This window comes from Paenibacillus sp. FSL H8-0282, assembly GCF_037963825.1.
GTDB lineage: Bacteria > Bacillota > Bacilli > Paenibacillales > Paenibacillaceae > Paenibacillus_AQ > Paenibacillus_AQ odorifer.
Map to the genome: position 1 here is coordinate 2,087,152 of NZ_CP150146.1, position 17,705 is coordinate 2,104,856.

Below are 17,705 nucleotides of genomic sequence, written 5' to 3' on the forward strand. Positions count from 1 at the left end.
CCCAAACGTAATCATTTTGATTGAATTATCCTGTTCGCGTCGTATTGATTCAAGGTTGGCCATTATACCGCTTTCACTACGGTGTTCGAAGGCCAAAAGAAGCGTGCTCCTTAATGGAGACACGCTTCTTGAGCTGTATGATAATTGCCGCGGCGGTGCTTACTGCTGCTTAGCGTACCATTCGGAAAATTGTTTTTGGTATTCAGCGATATATTTGTCTATTCCCGCTGCTTTTAGTCTGTCTAGCGCTTTGGGAAAGGCGGTGTCATAATCACTGAAGCCACTGCCGATCGGAGCGAGGTATTCAGTGAATACGCCGTTCAGCTTCGTTTCTTCATTCTTGACGGGTGTATTGTCAAAGTTGAAGCCGGCACCTTTGGAAATGATGGCTCCATCGTCCCAAGCTTTATATTCTGCAATAAACTCATCCGGTACCGTGTTGTCGAAACGCATGAAGTTTTTGTTCATCAGCAGCCAGTCGGGGATCAGCGAATCAGTGGTTATTTTGGTCAAACGCCCGTTTTCATCCAGCGTATAGTCTGTTCCTTCTATCCCGTAGGCGAACAAGTCGTACAGCTCCTGGTTTTTTTGCAGCAGATTGAAGAACATGACGTAACGTTCAGGTTCTTTAGCTGCGGTGGAGACAAAAAAGGCGGTGCTGTAAGTGCCGCGGCTGATTTTTGGACGACCGCTGCCGAGGAAATAGTTGACCAGTTTGGCATCAGGCACTGCTTGTGAGATGGTTGCTGCACCTTCGAATGGACGTGCTGCTGTGCCGGCCCAGAACATCGCTTTTCCGGAGTTCCAGTCAGACTGCAGCTGTGGGACATTGGTGGCGGCATATTTCGGAATGATTCCTTTTTTATACCAGCCGTGCATAAGGTTCGCATAACTCTTGAACTCTTCGGTTTCAAACCAGCTAATAATTTGATCATCCTTCACAGACTCATCCAGGGCAATAAAATCATTTTGCCAATAGAGGTTTTTGTCCGTGTAATCATATTGTAGGAGTCTGCGTGCATCGGTGTTAGCGTATCCGATCAGTTCGGGATGAATGGCATGGACCTTATCATAGAACTGCTCTAATTCTCCCAGTGAAGTGACCTGTGTCATGCCGGCTTCTTCAAGTAAATCCTGTCTAACTAGCGCACTGTAGAATTCCGCAGAATTCGGTTTGTTGCCGACGGGGATCGCATACTGCTTGCCTTCCAGCTGAAAGGCTTTGAAGGAGGCCTCGTCCACATTTTTACTCAAATCAGCGGCTGCATCGGCATACGGAGTGAGGTCGGCATAAAGCCCCTTTGCCACAGATTTTACCATGTAATTGGCATCTGTATAAGTTGCGAAGTCTTCTCCCGTAGACAGCATTAAATCAGTTTTACCGCCGCCATATTCGGTCCAAGGAAGAAACTGGAATTCAACCTCAGCATTGATTTCTTTCTTAATAGTGTCGTAGAACGATGTCTTCGCTAGTTCCTTCATCCGGTTGGACTCATCCCCGTACAGCACAATTTTCAATTTGGCAGGAGCCAAGGCGCTGCCGTCTTTACTACCGCTATCCGTAGAGGAAGAGGTACCTTCATTTCCAGTTCCAGAACTAGGGGGAGCGCTTTCATTGTTGCCCTGAGCACAGCCACTTACCAAGAACACCGCAGCGAGGAGCAAACTTAACCAACCTTTTTTCTTTTTCATGATGAACCCTCCTGAAATAGAATCATAATGTTTGAGGCATCTATTGCAAAGGCCGTGCTCCCTTAAGTCCCATTGTACATCAAGAAGTAGGGGAGCATAAACCCGGTGCAACCGAACATAATATGACATCCTTGCTGGAAATTAGCCTTTGACTGAACCTACGATAATGCCTTTGACAAAAAAGCGCTGGAGAAAAGGATATAATATGGCGATTGGCAAAACGGTCAGACAGGTCATTGCCATTTTGGCTGTCTCCAGTGGCGGTGCGATGATAGCTCCACCAACTTGAGCAGCATTGCCGGAAGCCAGGAACTGAATGTTCGCCATCATGTTGTACATCAAATATTGGATCGTATAGAGATCCTGATCGGATACCAGCATTAGTGGTAAATAGAAGTCATTCCATAATTGCAGTGCGTAAAAGAGCGAAATGGTGACCAGTCCGACGCGGCCCAGCGGAATCATAATGCTGAAGAAGATCCGCAGATGTCCGGCACCATCGATTTGCGCAGATTCCACGATTTCATGCGGGATGCTGCGGAAATAGTTAGCCATGAGAAACATCAGAAAGACGCTTAGCACATAAGGGATGAACAGGCCGATGAGCGTATCGCCCAAATGATAATATTTGGTGCTAAGCAGATACCATGGCAGCGTTCCTCCGCTGAACAGCATTGTAAAATAGGCGAAGAAGGCGAAGAAATTTTTGAGCCGGAAGCTTTTAACGGAAATGACATAAGCGTAAGCGGTGGTCACCAATACGGCCGATATGGTACCCAGCACCGTAACGATCACCGACATGGAATACGCCCGCAGAATCTGCTGTGCCTTCGAGCCAAACAGGAATTCGTAGGTTTCAAAGGTAAAGCCTCTGGGCCAGAACGAATAGCCTTCCGCGGCGATTCTGGATTCGGTAGATAATGAGCCGGATACTGCCAGAATAAACGGCGCTAGACAGATTACTGAAAATACGGCAATACAGATGTAAAAGAAAATGAGCAGGCCTTTGTTTTCGGTAGTTTGCATCTTATCAGTCTCCTAAAATAGTTTGCTGTCTTTGTCATACCAGCCGGCTAATTTGTTGGCCACCAGCACCAGAATGAAACCAAAGACGGATTGATAGAGCGTGATGGCTGAAGCAAAGCCGAATTCTCCGGAACGGATGGCTGTGCGGTATACATACACATCGATAATGTCGGTAGTCGGCAGAAGCAACGGATTCAGGAACGTTACCCCCATAATCATACTGAGATCGCCTTTCAGCATGCCCCCGATGCCCAGCAGCGTCATCAGAATGATCGACGGAATCAGCATGGGCACCGTAATTTTGGTGATAATCTGCCATCTGGAGGCACCATCGATTCTTGCAGCTTCATAATAGGAAGTGTCGATGCCTTGCAGCACCGCATAATAGATGATGGCACCGTAACCAGCGCTTTTCCAGATATTCGCTAGCACGAGAATGATTACGAACAGCCAAGGGCTGGAATACCAGTCAACCTGGGAGAAGCCGAATGTCTGGAGCAACTGGTTCATAATGCCTTTGTCGTAATCCAGCAGGGAGAACAGAATGGCTCCGATAATAATCCAGGAAATAAAATACGGGAAAAACATGACGCTCTGCGTGATTTTGATAAACCATTTGCTGCGCAGCTCATTTAGAATAATGGCGATGGCCACTGAAAAAAACGTGCCGGTTAGCATATACAGCGCATTTAACATCACCGTGTTGCGTGTAGCCCTAAGAGAATCTTCCATACTAGAGAAGAAAAACTCGAAATTAGAGAAGCCGGCCCACGGGCTGCCGAAGATTCCGTCGTTGAAGTTGTAATTTTTAAAGACGAGAATCAGACCACTCATCGGCAGATAAGCAAAAAGAATTAGAATGACGATTCCCGGAAGAGCGAGCAAATAAAGCGAGCTGTCCTTCCTTAGGGATTTACGGAAGCTCTTGGCTTTGGCCGTCCTGATTCCCGGACTTGGCATTCCTTGTGTCTCCGATGTAGCCTCTTGCATCATTAACAGTCCACTCCTTTATACTAGCGTTGTCATTTCCGTCCCTTGTTTTAGGAGAACGCTTTACATGAAAATCATAAATCCACCCGGAATGTAAACGCTATCATAATAAACGGAAAAAAGTTAAAAAAAGCGGAAAAGGGCAGCTTAAAAAAACGAAAAAGACAGAACTTTTTTGTTTTTAGGGTGCTCAAAAGCCTGATTTAAAGGGGGATTTTATAGTATAGGCCGGCGCGAGGGTTATTCATTGAAAGTCAAAAAGGGGATGTCTCCGGCTATGAAAATGCTGCCGGGACATCCCCTTTGTTCCTTACTTTTAGCGGGTCAATCAGGAAGATTCTGTTTCTGTAGAATATGATTCATTCTCCATTTAGAAGGTGTAACCCCATAACGCTTTTTGAACTGGGTTGTAAAATAGGTGCTGCTGTTGTAGCCCACTTTCTCGGCAATTTCCCGGATATCCAAGTCAAGCTCAGTGACTAATAACATCTGCGCCTGCTCCAGACGCAGCAGGTTAACGAAATCGGGAAAGCTGCAGTTTACTTCGTCGGCAATAAGTCTACTGAGATAAGCGGGACTTAGCGATAGCTTGTCAGCAAGGGCATTAAGGGAGAGCCTGGAGTCATCATAATGATCTCTGATATAACAAATGGCTTCACCAGCAATGCTCTTGGTCTGTACAGCGCTCATGCTGGCAATACGCTCGTGGGCGGTATAACAGCTGTCTACAATCCAATTCCATAGCTTGTCATAGCTTTGGATCTGCCAGATATGCTGGTAATTATCTAGAAAGCCGGAATGCTGGACGTCTGCATTAAGCTCAGCCGTGCGACTGAGCTCAAAGACCAGTCTCGATAAAGCGATGGTGGCAGGCTCGACGCGGTAACTGCAGGCTACTGCCAGCAATCTCTCCACTGCCTGTGGAATATGGTTCGAGAGTTCCGTCTGCTTAACGGCTTGCAGTACCGGTTCAAGGGCACTGTCGGGCATTGGGCTGCTGTTCAGGTGGATCGTATCATCGGCAAAGATGATGTTCTGCTGCACATGAAATTTAATATATTGCAGACTGTCCGCAGCCTCATTGTATTTAGCCCTCAGTAGGTTTAAATCATCCGTCAGCCCGCTGATTCCGAAGGCGCAGCAGGCTCCGGAAAGCTGTAGCTGAGCGGCGATTTCTTCCCATTTGCCGCGGTACAAAGCGTAATCGCCGAAGCTGCCGCTGTGAAGCTCGCTCAGAATAAGTACAGCAGTGCCTTGATGTGGGCGGAAGGATTGAATGGCTGCAAGTTCACAGAAGGCATGTTCAATCTGTTGTATGTTTTCCTCAAAGGTATGCCGGAAGTCGGAGTCTTCAGGTTGTTCGGGCTCCAGAGCGGTCAGCACGCATACACAATATGCTCCCCCAGAAGCGGCTATGCTCATCAGGGGTGTCCCGCTGTTCTCCGGTGTTCTCTGCGGGGAAAGCAGCCACCGCATCAAGGCGCTATCATCGCTTTCTTTTTTTAGCTGCTCCAGCTTAACGCCAATCTGTTCGAGCTCCTGGCTTACGGTATCGAAATCGCCACCGGTTTTCAGCGCTTCTTCATTGCCAGATAGATGAGCGATATTGCCGAAGAGCCGGCCGATTGGCTTATACATCCGCCGCGAGATCAGGTTGGCGGTTATAGATGCGGCGGCAATCAAGGCCAAGCACAGGCCAGTCATCAGATTGCGGGCATTGGAGATATCACGGATGCTATCCTTGTAGGAAGTCTCCGACACAAACCACAGCTTGTCCGCCGCAGAATATACATAGGTAATCAGCTGTGGCTCTTCACCTCCCTTATAGACAAAAGAGCCTCTTTCTGAGGTGGAGGACACCACCTGCTTTAACATGCCCTCTTCCAGAGGGATGTCAGATAATGCACTGTGCATGAGCACAGATGCTTTTCCGTCAAGCACAGCGTAACGGGTGGCTTCGCCTTCTTTTTGCGTAAACAGATTATTCTGCAGCTTTCCCAAATTGACGGTCAGTGCTACCGCACCATTATATTCGCTATCCGCAAACGCCCGGTCATTATAAAACACGGTGAGCAGGGTAATGGGGGTACCGTTATTCAAGGTTGCCTCCCACAGAAACGGTGATTCAACAATGATGTTATCCCGCATTCTCGAGAATAGCTCCAGCTTGGATTCAGGGCTTAGCGGAAGGTTTTCGAACATGGCAACAGGCTCATCCACTCCCATGATGTAGGCGTTCTCCATATATTGGTTCACAACCAATGCTCCGCGGATTTGGCTTAAGGCACTGTACAACTGGTCGCTCCAGCTGGTATCGCCATTCATCATGAGCGCGTTGATGTTTGGATTCCTATAGAAGTCCATAGCGTAGTTCTGGACGATCTCTTCATAGTTTGTAAAAACGGTTTCAGTATTCACCAGTACATTTTGGTTCGCCTTGTTGACATTATCTATCGTAATATTCCGGTACCAATAAAAGATCACTACAGCCAGTACTAGAATACAGCAAACTGAAATCGCGGTTAGGCTCATAAAAAAGCGGGAGTACAATTTCTTTCTTTTTCCCAAGCTGCTCACCCCTTCAGGTAAATCCTATTACACCCATTCTAGAGGGAAAGGCTATTCGCTGACAAGGAGTGAAATATGGGCAATATAGCATGAAAGTATAAAAATGAAGAAATAGAACATAGAAAATACAAGAAAGTTAAACTTATACGAACTATAATTGGTGGTGCTTACATTTGAATTGTTTTGAGGAGGATTACTTTTAATGAGAACATTCCGCAATCCAGTGCTGCCGGGATTTTATCCTGACCCTTCCGCTATCCGTGTTGGTGAAGATTATTATCTTGTGACTTCAAGCTTTGAATTTTTCCCAGGCGTTCCTATCTTCCACAGCAAGGATCTGGTCAATTGGCGCCAGCTTGGCCATGTACTGGACCGCCCGTCCCAGCTCAATCTGGATCACTCGATTCCCTCCATGGGTATTTGGGCACCGACGCTCCGCTATCATGAGGGAGTTTTCTATATGATTACCACTTTTATTGACAATGACAAGAACCAGCATAATTTTTATGTAACAACAACCGATCCGGCCGGAGACTGGTCTGACCCTGTATGGCTGGAGGATGCACCCGGTATTGACTCCTCTTTGTTCTTCGATGAAGACGGCAAGGTGTATTATACCGGCAACCGTGTTCCGCCGGAAGGGCAGGCTTATCCGAAGCATATGGATATCTGGCTGCAGGAGATTGATCTCAGCCAAGGGAAGCTAATCGGTCCGAAGCATAGTATTTGGCAAGGCGCACTCAAGGTAGCTCATGCGCAAGAGGGACCGCATATTTATAAGATCGGCGCTTGGTATTACGTGCTGATTGCCGAGGGCGGAACCGGGCATACTCATGCGATTACGATTGCCAGAAGCAAGAGTGTGACCGGTCCTTATGAGGGCCATAAAGCCAATCCGATTCTGACGCATCGCCATCTTGGCAGAGCGTATCCTATTGTTAATGTGGGTCATGGAGAGCTTGTGGAGACTCAGCATGGTGACTGGTGGATGTTCTGCTTGGCTTCACGAACCAGCGGTGGTTATTACCGCAATCTGGGACGTGAAACCTTCCTGACACCAGTAATCTGGGAGAATGAATGGCCTGTGGTCAATCCTGGCAAAGGAGTGCTGGAATTTGAGACGGAGGCTCCGGATTTGCCAGAGACAAAATGGCCGGAATTGCCTGCGCGCGATGAGTTTATAGGTAATGAGCTGGCACCGATCTGGAATTTCCTGCGGACACCGCGGGGTGAATTCTGGAGTCTTACCGACAAGCCTGGAGTTCTGCGGCTTCGCCTGAAGCCAGAACGGCTCTCGGAGATTGCCAATCCATCTTATATCGGTAGACGCCAGCAGCATTTGAGCTTCAGAGCGGCGACTGACATGACGTTTAGTCCCGCTGCAGAAGGGGAAGTAGCTGGTCTTGTTCTCCTCCAAAATGCGGATCACCACTTCCGTTATGAACTGGGGCTAGAGGCAGGCGAACGTGTATTACAGCTGATTCATCGGATGGGTGGCAGCGAGCAGCTGCTGGCGTCAGTGCCATATCTACAGGATCAGGTACAACTTAAGGTGGAAGCCAGAGGACAAGAGTATAGCTTCTATTACAGAGCTTCTGAAGCCGCCAAGTGGACAGCCTTCTGTGAACGGACGGATGGCAGAGTGCTCAGCACCGATCTGGCCGGAGGATTCACAGGAGCATACCTCGGGATGTACACAAGCTCTCAAGGTGCAAAGAGCGAAAGCTATGCCGATTTCGACTGGTTTAGCTATGAAGGACTTGAGTATTAGGAGGAGGTGAAATTCAATGAGCAGCAATCTTGTAACTAACACGTATCCGATTCCCGAGCTTCCCCAGATTCCCGAACGGACTTTTGCAATCACGGATTATGGGGCAGAAGAGGGGGGATTAACGCTATGTACCTCTGCTATTCAGGCTGCACTGGATGCCTGCGCTGCGGCGGGAGGCGGAAAGGTTGTTATTCCCGCTGGCATCTGGCGCACAGGACCCCTTACTTTACGTAGTCGAATTAATCTGTATGTAGACAAGGGAGCGTTGGTGCAGTTTGACCCTGATCATACCTTGTATCCGTTACTTTCTTCCCATTATGAGGGGAATGCCGGCTGGCGCTGTCAGGCTCCGCTCGATGGAGAAGGTTTAAGCGATGTGGCAATAACCGGTGAGGGAATATTCGACGGCAGTGGCGAAGGCTGGCGCCCAGTGAAGCGGTTTAAGATGACCGAGAAGCAATGGGAGCGTTTGATCGAATCTGGAGGAGTGCTTGATCCGCAGGGCGAAGTATGGTGGCCTTCCCGGGAAGCCATGGAAGGTGAGGACTTCTGCCGGAAGCTGTGGGACAAGGGAGAAACTAGTATGGAGGCTTATCTGCCTGCTCGTACGTATCTTCGTCCGACGTTGCTTAGCCTGCGCAATTGCCGGCGGGTGCTGCTGGAAGGGCCGACCTTCCAGAATTCACCTGCTTGGTGTCTTCATCCCATTGGTTGCGAGCAGATTACCGTACGAAATGTTCAGGTACGTAATCCTTGGTATTCGCAGAACGGGGATGGCCTTGATTTGGAATCCTGCACGCATGCTCTAGTTGAGTACAGCAGCTTTGATGTGGGTGATGACGCCATCTGTCTCAAGTCAGGCAAGGATGAGGAAGGCCGTAAGTGGGGAATGCCCTGCCAGTATATTACCATCCGGAATTGCACGGTATATCACGGACATGGAGGCGTTGTGATCGGCAGCGAGATGTCCGGAGGTGTCCATGCAGTTCGAGTTAGTGACTGCCTGTTCATCGGCACGGACATTGGCCTGCGGTTCAAAAGCACCCGGGGAAGAGGCGGTGTGGTGGAGGATATTGTAATGGAGAATATCAACATGACTGGCATCATCCATGAAGCTGTATCCTTTCATATGTTCTATGCAGGGGTTGAAGGATCGGAAGGGTATGACGAGCAGTTATTTTCGGTTACAGAGGAAACTCCGCAATTTCGGAAGATTACCCTGAAGAACATCGTGTGCCATGGTGCAGCAACCGCACTATTAGTGAACGGACTGCCGGAGATGCCGCTTGCTGATCTAACCATTGAAAAATTCCACGCAGTGAGTGACCGGGGAATTGTGCTGCGGCATGCTACGGGGCTCACGCTGGATCGTATCCGGTTGCAGACTTCGCAAATGCCGAAGATAACAGCGCATAGATGCAGCCACGTCACGCTCACTCATTCCGAAGATTTGACGATTACAGATAGATAAAAAAATTCTATGGATGATGGAAATCCGTCTTGAACTTCCGTGGGTGTGACCTTGCTTCTTTTCGGTATTGGAGCGGGGTCAAACCGGTTGATTTTTTGAATGTTTTATTGAAATGGGAAAGATGTTCAAATCCGACAGCGGAGGCGATCTCCTGGATTTTGCCTGTAGATCCGACGAGCAGCCGTTCGGCTTCCCTTACGCGGACATGAACGATGTATTCCCGAAAGTGAAAACCCGTCAATCGGTGAAATACCCGGCTCAAGTATGAAGGACTAATGTAAAAATTACTCGCAGTCTCTTCCAGAGTAAGGGTCTCACGGTAGTGATCACGGATATAGGTGGCTACATCCGTTACTAGATGATGGAGCGGATGTTTCGTCCCTCCAGCTTGTGAGATACTCTCTGAACGCTGGAGGAGAATCATCAGCTCGGAGAATAAAGCGATTACGCTGGTTTCGTAATACGGGCGCTGCAACCGGCATTCTTCCAGCATCCGGTTCATTAGGATTTCCGCTTCGTCCTGCTCGCGCAGGGTCAGCTTGAACAAGCGGTACCCGCGGTCATGAAACCAGATGGCTTCATTCTGCAGGGATGGCGGTAGAAGAGCAGGATCATAGTTGATCAGAATCCGCTCGAACTCGGCTACTTCCGAGCTTGCTGTGGAATGAAGCTCCCGGCCGGAGATAAGAATAAGCTCACCCTTATGAACCGTAATGACTCGGTCGTCCACAAAGTATACCCGCTCCCCTTGTATCAGATAGTACAGCTCGGCTAAGTCATGGCTGTGGGGACGTGGCATAGCAGTGATGCCTTTACGTTTCATATGCTGGATGCTGTAGCGGTCTTCTTCAATATGATATTTGTGATTGGGGCTAGTCAGGCTAGTCATAATTCTCCTCTTCTCTTACGAAGCGTTACGGTTATTATAGAATAAACTCAGGTTGATAGGAAAGGAGCCGCAGATGTTAATTACAGTCTCTAAGAGTGTCGACGAAGGATTCAGTACTCTACAGGCAGCGTTGGATTCAATTCCACAGGAACACAAGGAAGAAGTGACGATTCGTATCAAACCCGGCATTTACGAGGAAAAAATTACAGTGAAACAGGGAACGCCTCCGGTTCTGCTACTGGGGGAAGACACGAATTCCACCATCATTACGTGGTCAGACAACGCGCACACTTTAGGTCCGGACGGAGAGCCGATTGGCACGTTCAAATCCGGTACCCTGAATGTATTCGCTGAGCATTTCACCGCTGAAAATCTGACCATTCGAAATGCATCAGGTCCTGGCACTGGCCAGGCGGTGGCTGCTTTTGTTGATGCTGGTCATGCTGTATTCCGGCGTGTACGCCTGCTGGGTGATCAGGATACTTTGTATACAGGGCAAGGAAAGCAATATTATAACGAATGTTACATTGAAGGCGATGTGGATTATATTTTTGGCGCGGCTACGGCTTTGTTTGAACGTTGCCGGCTGCATAACAAACGTTCCAGAGGATATATAACAGCCGCATCAACGCCTGAAGGCGCACCGTTTGGTTATGTATTCCTCGATTGTGAAATTACTGGCGGTCAAGGTGTAAGTGAAGTGTATCTTGGCCGACCTTGGCGCCCTTATGCACATGTGGCTTTTATCCGCACGGTCATAGACAGTTCGATTATCGGCGAAGGCTGGCATAATTGGGGGCAGCCGGACAGGGAGGAAACTAGCCGCTATGAAGAATATGGCAGCAGTGGACCGGGAGCCAATCCCGAAGCCAGAGCTGCATGGTCGCGGCAGCTGATTCCACAGGAAGCTGCGGAGTATAGGGTGCTGACCGTGCTTGATGGCTGGCATCCTGAAGGATATTAAGGAAGGAGCACTTCGGATGGAGCCTCTGGAACAATACATGAAAGAACTAGCTGGTTCAGCTCAACGCAACTCGGCTTTCAGCAAAGACATACCCTTTCAGCAATGGCGTGATGAGCTTAGCACAGCATTTACGAAGCGGTTAGGTGGCTTTCCAGAAATAGCTGAGGAGCTGCAACCGGTTCTGCTGGAACGAACCGTCTGCTCCGGGTATACCCGTGAACGTATAGAGATAACTACCTATGAAGGGTTGCGCATGCCGCTGTATCTTTTGATCCCGGATCAGCCGTTCTCTACCCCTGTTCCTGCCGTTCTTGCCATTCATGGACATGGCTATGGAAGCCGGGAGATCGTAGGCTTGAACCCGGACGGATCGGATCGGCAGGGACATCCCGGGCTGCACAAAGACTTCGCTGTTTCACTGGTAAAACAGGGCTTTGTAGTGGCAGCCCCAGAGCTGCTCGGCTTTGGGGACAGACGATTGGAAGAAGACCTAACAAGCGGGGAGCCTGGACGTAATTCCTGCTTCCGCCTGTCATCCGCATTGTTGATGGTTGGGAAGACGATGGCCGGCTACCGTATCTACGAAACCATGCGGGCACTGGATTATTTGCAGACAAGAAAAGAAGTTAAGGATGAACGAATTGGAATTATGGGTATTTCCGGCGGGGGACTGGTGGCTGGCTTCACAGCTGCACTTGACGAACGAATCGCTTGTGCGGTCGTAAGCGGGTATGCCAATACTTTCGCAGACAGTATTCTGACACGCAATCATTGCCTTGATAATTATATTCCAGGGATTTTGCTGGAAGCGGAGATGCCTGACCTACTGGGCCTCATTGCCCCTCGTGGCCTGTTCCTCGAATCGGGAGATGCCGATCATCTGTTTGGCCCGCGCGGAACAAAATTAGCTTTAACCCAGTTGCAGACGATTTACAGGTCGGCGAATCATATCGGACAGGTAGAAGCGGACTTCTTCACCGGAGGTCATGAGATTCATGGTGAACCAGCCTTTGCCTGGCTGCGCAAGCAGCTCACCTGAGCATAAGATTAGACTTCATATGGATGACAAACGAAGGAGGAATAAGGATGTCTATAACTGAAGTAACAACCGTTCGCTTGTCCAGTAAAATCGCGAGTACGATTCTTGGAGGGTGCAACAAGCAGGGAGAGCATGAATATGTGCTGGAAAGATGGGCTTATGTTCCGGGCATGCTGCTGATGGCAATGGCCCGGGCGGGTGTTCAGCTCGACCAGCCTGAGTATGTCTCCTTTATGGAGCGGCATATGGACACATTTATTGGAGAGGATGGTTCCATCCGTACCTACAGGCTGGAAGAATACAATCTGGACCAGATTAACGAGGGGAAAAACCTGTTCTTGCTATACCAGAAAACCGGAGAAGAACGGTATGCTGAAGCAGCCCATTTGCTGGCCGCACAGCTTATTGGACATCCCCGCACCTCCGAAGGGGGATTCTGGCATAAGAAGGTATACCCTTTCCAGATGTGGCTGGACGGGCTGTACATGGCATCGCCATTCCTAGCGGAATACGGCAAGGTTTTTCAACGACCTGAACTGATTGACGAAGCGGCGCATCAGCTGCTGCTGGTTGAGCGGCGGACCCGTGATCCACGGACCGGTCTGCTCTATCATGGCTGGGATGAATCCAAAGAGCAGGAATGGGCTGACTCGTCTACCGGATTGTCCTCTCATTTTTGGAGCCGGGCGATGGGCTGGTATGCGATGGCTGTGGTTGATTGCCTGGAGCATTTTCCACTCACTCATCCGCAGCGGGGGACGATCATTGGCATTTTCCAGCGGATGTGCGGCGCGCTTCTGGAGGTTCAAGACAAGGAGACTGGCCTCTGGTACCAGGTGTTAGATCAAGCGGGGAGAAAAAGCAATTATCTTGAAGCTTCCGGCTCGTGCATGTTTGTTTATGCGATGGCTAAGGGACTAAGATTAGGTTATCTGGAATCCTCTTTTATAGAGGCGATGTTGCAAGGGTATGAAGGCATTTTGACGCATTTGACTGAAGAGGATGAACAAGGTGTGCACTTGCACCAGATCTGTCATGGAGCGGGTCTGAGCAAAGACCGTAATGGCTCATACGATTACTATATATCTGAGGACGTATTGTCGGATGTGCCTATGGGCGTCGCTCCATTGTTATTAGCATCACTTGAGGTGGAACGGTACCAAGCTGAAAAATAACAGAAGCCCAATCATTCCCTCTGAAATGGAATGATTGGGCCTTTTTTTGCTGCCAGATATATATTTATTAGCGTTTCAGCAGATCCTCGCGGATAGGTGTGAAGACATCGAGCAGCGCAGAGTCTGCTTCCAATGCGGTTACACCGTGCTTTGCATCTGGCGGTATGGCAATACTTTGCCCCGCGGTTACCTTATGCTTCTCGCCGTCAATACGAAATTCAAAGCTTCCACGCAGACAGTAGCTCATCTGCTCGTGAGGATGGCTATGCTCATAGCCCTCGGCTCCCTTTTCGAAATGAACCTCCATCATCATCAGACTGGCTGCAGCGTTCAAGATACAGCGTTTAACTCCCGGTTCTGCTGGTTCCCATACTCCAAGATTGCTCATGTTCTAATCTTCCTCCTTGTATATAGTTATCGGGGCATGGCGATGTGAATTCTGCCTGCCTCAATTCTTAATTGGGTTGCTTCAGGTTGCCCGGATGTTGACTCAGATTCTCCGAGCAGCCTAAGCGGTCCGAGACCCGGAACAGTAACAAGGTGTTCCTCCTTGGTGCCGTTGATGGCGGCGATAAACCATTTTCCATCCGTACGGGATATCCTGTACAAGCGTACTCCTTCGACAGCCTCTTCATAATCAAGCTGTTCAAGCTGTAGTGAAGAAGCATCTTCTGTCCGGGGATGAAGCAGAATGACGTAATCGCTTGTACCACCATAAACACGAAAATGTTGCTGCTCTGCCAGCGGATAATTCCCGGCTACAGCGCCTTCTCCCATTGTAATCACTGGAAGTTCTGGTTCGGCGATATAAGCGCTTAGGTGCTTGCCGTTTAGGCAAGCTGCATCAATGGATTGCTCCATTATACTTGCATCAGTACTGAGTGTATGCAGATTCCAGACGCTGTTCGATGCTCCCTCGATTCGATCCCATATCAAGTAGACGTTAAAGCCTGCTTTAATAAACAAGAAATTCCGCTCATATTCCCTGGCGTTAGCCTCTGGAATAAGACTGCTGGCATGATCTAACTCTTCTGAAAAGCGCACTTCCTTGCATGTGCTTTGCAGTGGCCCATTGGCAAAATTTCCGAATGAATCGGTAAATTGAACAACATTATGAGCTGCGCTGGACACATACCAATGCCGATCTCCGTTATAGTAACCGCCCGTTCCAGAATCAAGGGTTACTGGAACACCATCTGCCCAGATGGAGAAGTGCCCTTCATCATGATGAGCGTGATAAGTCAGCGGAGAAGCCTCGTAGATTGCATAATGCTGAAGGTTCTGTTCTCCGTTGCGGAAGATGACATAACCGATATCGGGATAATGTACGGAGTCGAGTGCAGGCCTTTGTTCTGCTAAGTCGGGCTGTGGATATAACAGCGCGACCAGAGGCAGAGGAAATGCGCCATTATCCTCAATCGGTTCTCCGCCGTGCTTCCACGTCCAGAGCATTTCCCCGGCAAGCTGGGGGTCTTCGTCCATATAGAATGGGGCCGCATATCCAAGCAGGCGAAACCATTTTTCCTGCACATTGGCATCGCCGACCGCTGGTGTAAGCAGGACGGGGGAGCCAGAAGAGCCGCCTTGAATAATATCTGGTGCAGTCACTGTTCCGATTAGGAAATGGTACATGCCCTTTACCTTCTCATGCTTGAAATAATCAATGCCCTTCAAACGCTTTAATAGGAGGAAGAAGAGAAAATAGCGATGCAATACTGCGCCATGGTAGCGAATATTTTCTGGCCATGCGCCGTCTGAATCCACCACTTCTGCCAGCTGCCAGTTGATGACTGAGAGGGCATGATCAAGATATGCCTCACTTTGTTTTTCATTGGGAAAGAGGAGGGCATATACACCCAGTCCGGTTGCCCGGTCGGCATTCCAATTACTGCGTTTTCCCCCCTTTTCATCTGGGAAGGTCTCCAGATCAAACCGGTAGTAGTGGGTATCCATCATCATGTCTGCGATATAGCGGAAATGAGCGAGAAGTTCGGTTTCTTCTCCAGTGAGGAATACACTGCTGCCAGCAATCTGATCGTAGATTACCGAAGCAGCAGCGAGCCCCCTCCCGATATGCACCGCGCCGTAAGTATCATCGTCATGCCAGCCGTCTCTACGGAAAATATCCATGCCTACCCGCATATCGGCAAGCATGTACTGGAGCTTTTGCTTGGCTCGAACCGCAAATTTACTTTCACCCGTGGTCATATACATATTGGCGTCCGCTCCCGTAGCCTCCAGCAGGAAGGCCCAATTGGTAAGTGTCGGCCGATTAAAAAGCGGGGAGAGCAGCTCAGTTCCCAATGGCTGCCCCGCAGCATTTAGAAAATGGACCCCGATGCAGATTCCTTCGCCTAGAGGAGCTTCCAGACTGAGCACCGTCTGCACGCTGTAATGATCACCTTCGTATACAGGTATGGTCTCTCCATAATGAAGGATTGTCAATCCTTTCACTTCCTCATTACTGATGCAGATACATTGCAAATCGTCTGCCAGACTAGCGCCAGATGGGGTTACACCAGATGGCTGGAGACCCTGCTGCCAGCTGGCCAATTTCTCTAGATATACTGTGCTTCCGTTTTCTCGGTCTTGACTCCACCCCAGCATCCCAGATTCTAGACCGCCATTCGCTAGTTCAACCGGCAAGCCAAGCTGCGAATGAGTCAGACGCAAGCCCCCGATGCGCGCCGTGCCCTTTCCCCGAATCTGTACAGAAAGCTTGAGGAAGGCCGTTCTGGGAGGGGTTTTAAAAACAAAGGGTTCTACCCGGAACACCCCGAGTTTATGGAGGGGCGCAGCAGCTTCTCGGCTGGCAAATTGTTCAGACAGCTGTTGTTGTCTTTCGTACTCTTGCCGGACCTTGGGAAGCTGTTCGATTCTAAGGCGTATGCCCTCCAGCTCTCCTTCGGTATAACATCCGAAGGGGCGTGTACCGCCACCATATGCTGAAATCATCGGTAGTTCTAACCTCCTTGTAAAGTAGTCATGGTTCGTGGGTGAGCTTTCTCTTAATTAGTATAAACGTGGCTTTACGAAGGACGGGATAGATAAACAAATGAAGGAAAGGGGACAAAGCAACTGAAAAAGTGAAATTCTCCCCCAAGCGCAGTCGCTTTCTCCCTAACCGTTACGAACGGATAGAATTATCATTAAGGACATAAGCTTAGTCCAATGGACAGGAGGAACAATAAATGAATTTATCAAAACGTCAAATTAACGCCTGGACCTTCGTTGCTCCCAGTTTGATTCTGACGCTGGTTTTTGGAGTATATCCGATCTTTTGGGCTCTGAAGTACATGTTCTATGATTACCAGGGTTTCGGCGAACCCCTGTTTATCGGGCTGGAGAATTTCGAGCGCTTATTAAGGGATAAGGAATTCTGGAAGTCAGTGGTCAACACCTTTATCTACGCTGGAGGCAAGCTGCTCATCACCTTGCCATTATCATTTTTACTGGCGGTTGTCCTCAATCGTGCTTTGAAAGGGCGGCAGCTGCTAAGAGCGATTTACTTTATGCCGACCGTAATCAGTGCTTCGGTTATGGCCATCGTATTCTACGTTATCTTTAATTCATACAATGGGATGGTTAACCAGCTATTGGTCGGCTCTGGAATTATTTCCGCTCCGATAGATTGGCTAGGGCCGAAATATGCCTTACTAACCGCTATTATGATTGCGATATGGGGGGCTATCGGTAACTATATGCTGCTTTTTATCGCTGGTTTACAGAACATTCCTGAGGATCTCTATGAGGCGGCATCTATAGATGGAGCTGGACCTTTCAGAAAAATGTGGAACATCACCGTTCCCATGCTCGGACCTGTATTGCAAATGATCATTATGCTCGCTATTACCGCCTCCCTAAAAGGCTACGAGAGTATTATGGTGCTTACCGAAGGCGGTCCTTATGGCAAGACGGAAGTTATGTACCTGTACCTGTATAAGCTGTTCTTCCCTGTATCCAGTGGAGGTACAAGCATTCAGCAATTTGGCTACGGTAGTGCGGTTGGTTTTGCCACAGCAGTTATTGTAGGTCTGATTACCTTAGTCTACTTTTATGTATCTAAAAAGCTAAATGATATCTATTAAAAGAGAGGAGAATGAACAGTGAGTACATTACA

General features: G+C 48.9%; 13 protein-coding genes. 6 read left to right on the top strand and 7 right to left on the bottom strand.

Going from position 1 to position 17,705, the window contains the following annotated elements; genetic code table 11:
• Positions 1-159: 159 nt before the first annotated feature.
• From NST94_RS08930 to NST94_RS08945, 4 genes are all read right to left on the bottom strand, one after another.
• Complete coding sequence (locus tag NST94_RS08930) at positions 160-1,692, bottom strand: DUF3502 domain-containing protein (RefSeq protein WP_339281888.1); 1,533 nt, start codon at positions 1,690-1,692, stop codon at positions 160-162.
• A 141-nt stretch (positions 1,693-1,833) separates the two neighbouring features.
• Positions 1,834-2,718, bottom strand: a complete 885-nt coding sequence (locus NST94_RS08935; RefSeq protein WP_339281889.1) for a carbohydrate ABC transporter permease — start codon at positions 2,716-2,718, stop codon at positions 1,834-1,836.
• A gap of 12 nt (positions 2,719-2,730) precedes the next feature.
• Positions 2,731-3,711, bottom strand: coding sequence for an ABC transporter permease subunit (locus tag NST94_RS08940; protein ID WP_051491306.1), 981 nt, complete (start codon positions 3,709-3,711; stop codon positions 2,731-2,733).
• A 321-nt stretch (positions 3,712-4,032) separates the two neighbouring features.
• Positions 4,033-6,276, bottom strand: coding sequence for a helix-turn-helix domain-containing protein (locus NST94_RS08945; RefSeq protein ID WP_339281890.1), 2,244 nt, complete (start codon positions 6,274-6,276; stop codon positions 4,033-4,035).
• Positions 6,277-6,478: 202 nt separating this feature from the next.
• On the opposite strand from NST94_RS08945, the gene NST94_RS08950 reads away from it, so the two are divergent.
• On the top strand, positions 6,479-8,047 hold the full coding sequence (locus NST94_RS08950) for a glycoside hydrolase family 43 protein (RefSeq protein ID WP_339281891.1): 1,569 nt from the start codon (positions 6,479-6,481) through the stop codon (positions 8,045-8,047).
• Positions 8,048-8,063: 16 nt separating this feature from the next.
• Positions 8,064-9,518 (top strand): glycoside hydrolase family 28 protein, encoded by a 1,455-nt coding sequence (locus NST94_RS08955; RefSeq protein WP_339281892.1) that lies wholly within the window; start codon positions 8,064-8,066, stop codon positions 9,516-9,518.
• A 7-nt stretch (positions 9,519-9,525) separates the two neighbouring features.
• Here the strand turns inward: NST94_RS08955 and NST94_RS08960 are convergent, their stop codons facing one another.
• Entirely contained in the window at positions 9,526-10,407 is an 882-nt protein-coding gene (locus NST94_RS08960; RefSeq protein WP_076202975.1) for an AraC family transcriptional regulator, read from the bottom strand.
• Between the two features lie 73 nt (positions 10,408-10,480).
• On the opposite strand from NST94_RS08960, the gene NST94_RS08965 reads away from it, so the two are divergent.
• Genes NST94_RS08965 through NST94_RS08975 form a run of 3 tightly spaced genes read left to right on the top strand, consistent with a single transcriptional unit; the run spans position 10,481 to position 13,585 of the window.
• Positions 10,481-11,371, top strand: coding sequence for a pectinesterase family protein (locus NST94_RS08965; RefSeq protein ID WP_339281893.1), 891 nt, complete (start codon positions 10,481-10,483; stop codon positions 11,369-11,371).
• Positions 11,346-12,410, top strand: coding sequence for an alpha/beta hydrolase family protein (locus NST94_RS08970; RefSeq protein ID WP_256720945.1), 1,065 nt, complete (start codon positions 11,346-11,348; stop codon positions 12,408-12,410). Before NST94_RS08965 ends, NST94_RS08970 begins: the two co-directional genes overlap by 26 nt.
• A gap of 47 nt (positions 12,411-12,457) precedes the next feature.
• The gene (locus NST94_RS08975) at positions 12,458-13,585 is read left to right on the top strand and encodes a glycoside hydrolase family 88 protein (RefSeq protein WP_076184264.1); all 1,128 of its coding nucleotides are present in this window, start codon (positions 12,458-12,460) and stop codon (positions 13,583-13,585) included.
• Positions 13,586-13,652: 67 nt separating this feature from the next.
• On the opposite strand, the gene NST94_RS08980 is transcribed toward NST94_RS08975, so the two are convergent.
• The gene (locus NST94_RS08980; protein ID WP_036683993.1) at positions 13,653-13,973 is read right to left on the bottom strand and encodes a cupin domain-containing protein; all 321 of its coding nucleotides are present in this window, start codon (positions 13,971-13,973) and stop codon (positions 13,653-13,655) included.
• Between the two features lie 26 nt (positions 13,974-13,999).
• The gene (locus tag NST94_RS08985; RefSeq protein ID WP_280752693.1) at positions 14,000-16,540 is read right to left on the bottom strand and encodes a heparinase II/III family protein; all 2,541 of its coding nucleotides are present in this window, start codon (positions 16,538-16,540) and stop codon (positions 14,000-14,002) included.
• A gap of 236 nt (positions 16,541-16,776) precedes the next feature.
• Between NST94_RS08985 and NST94_RS08990 the strand changes: the two genes are divergently transcribed.
• Positions 16,777-17,673 (top strand): sugar ABC transporter permease, encoded by an 897-nt coding sequence (locus tag NST94_RS08990; RefSeq protein ID WP_036683990.1) that lies wholly within the window; start codon positions 16,777-16,779, stop codon positions 17,671-17,673.
• The last annotated feature ends 32 nt before the right edge of the window (positions 17,674-17,705 follow it).

Coding starts and splice junctions, on each gene's coding strand:
- NST94_RS08960 (WP_076202975.1), bottom strand. CDS start 10,407: ATGACTAGCCTGACTAGCCCCAATCACAAATATCATATTGAAGAAGAC.
- NST94_RS08975 (WP_076184264.1), top strand. CDS start 12,458: ATGTCTATAACTGAAGTAACAACCGTTCGCTTGTCCAGTAAAATCGCG.
- NST94_RS08980 (WP_036683993.1), bottom strand. CDS start 13,973: ATGAGCAATCTTGGAGTATGGGAACCAGCAGAACCGGGAGTTAAACGC.
- NST94_RS08965 (WP_339281893.1), top strand. CDS start 10,481: ATGTTAATTACAGTCTCTAAGAGTGTCGACGAAGGATTCAGTACTCTA.
- NST94_RS08985 (WP_280752693.1), bottom strand. CDS start 16,540: ATGATTTCAGCATATGGTGGCGGTACACGCCCCTTCGGATGTTATACC.
- NST94_RS08950 (WP_339281891.1), top strand. CDS start 6,479: ATGAGAACATTCCGCAATCCAGTGCTGCCGGGATTTTATCCTGACCCT.
- NST94_RS08935 (WP_339281889.1), bottom strand. CDS start 2,718: ATGCAAACTACCGAAAACAAAGGCCTGCTCATTTTCTTTTACATCTGT.
- NST94_RS08930 (WP_339281888.1), bottom strand. CDS start 1,692: ATGAAAAAGAAAAAAGGTTGGTTAAGTTTGCTCCTCGCTGCGGTGTTC.
- NST94_RS08955 (WP_339281892.1), top strand. CDS start 8,064: ATGAGCAGCAATCTTGTAACTAACACGTATCCGATTCCCGAGCTTCCC.
- NST94_RS08970 (WP_256720945.1), top strand. CDS start 11,346: ATGGCTGGCATCCTGAAGGATATTAAGGAAGGAGCACTTCGGATGGAG.
- NST94_RS08990 (WP_036683990.1), top strand. CDS start 16,777: ATGAATTTATCAAAACGTCAAATTAACGCCTGGACCTTCGTTGCTCCC.
- NST94_RS08940 (WP_051491306.1), bottom strand. CDS start 3,711: ATGATGCAAGAGGCTACATCGGAGACACAAGGAATGCCAAGTCCGGGA.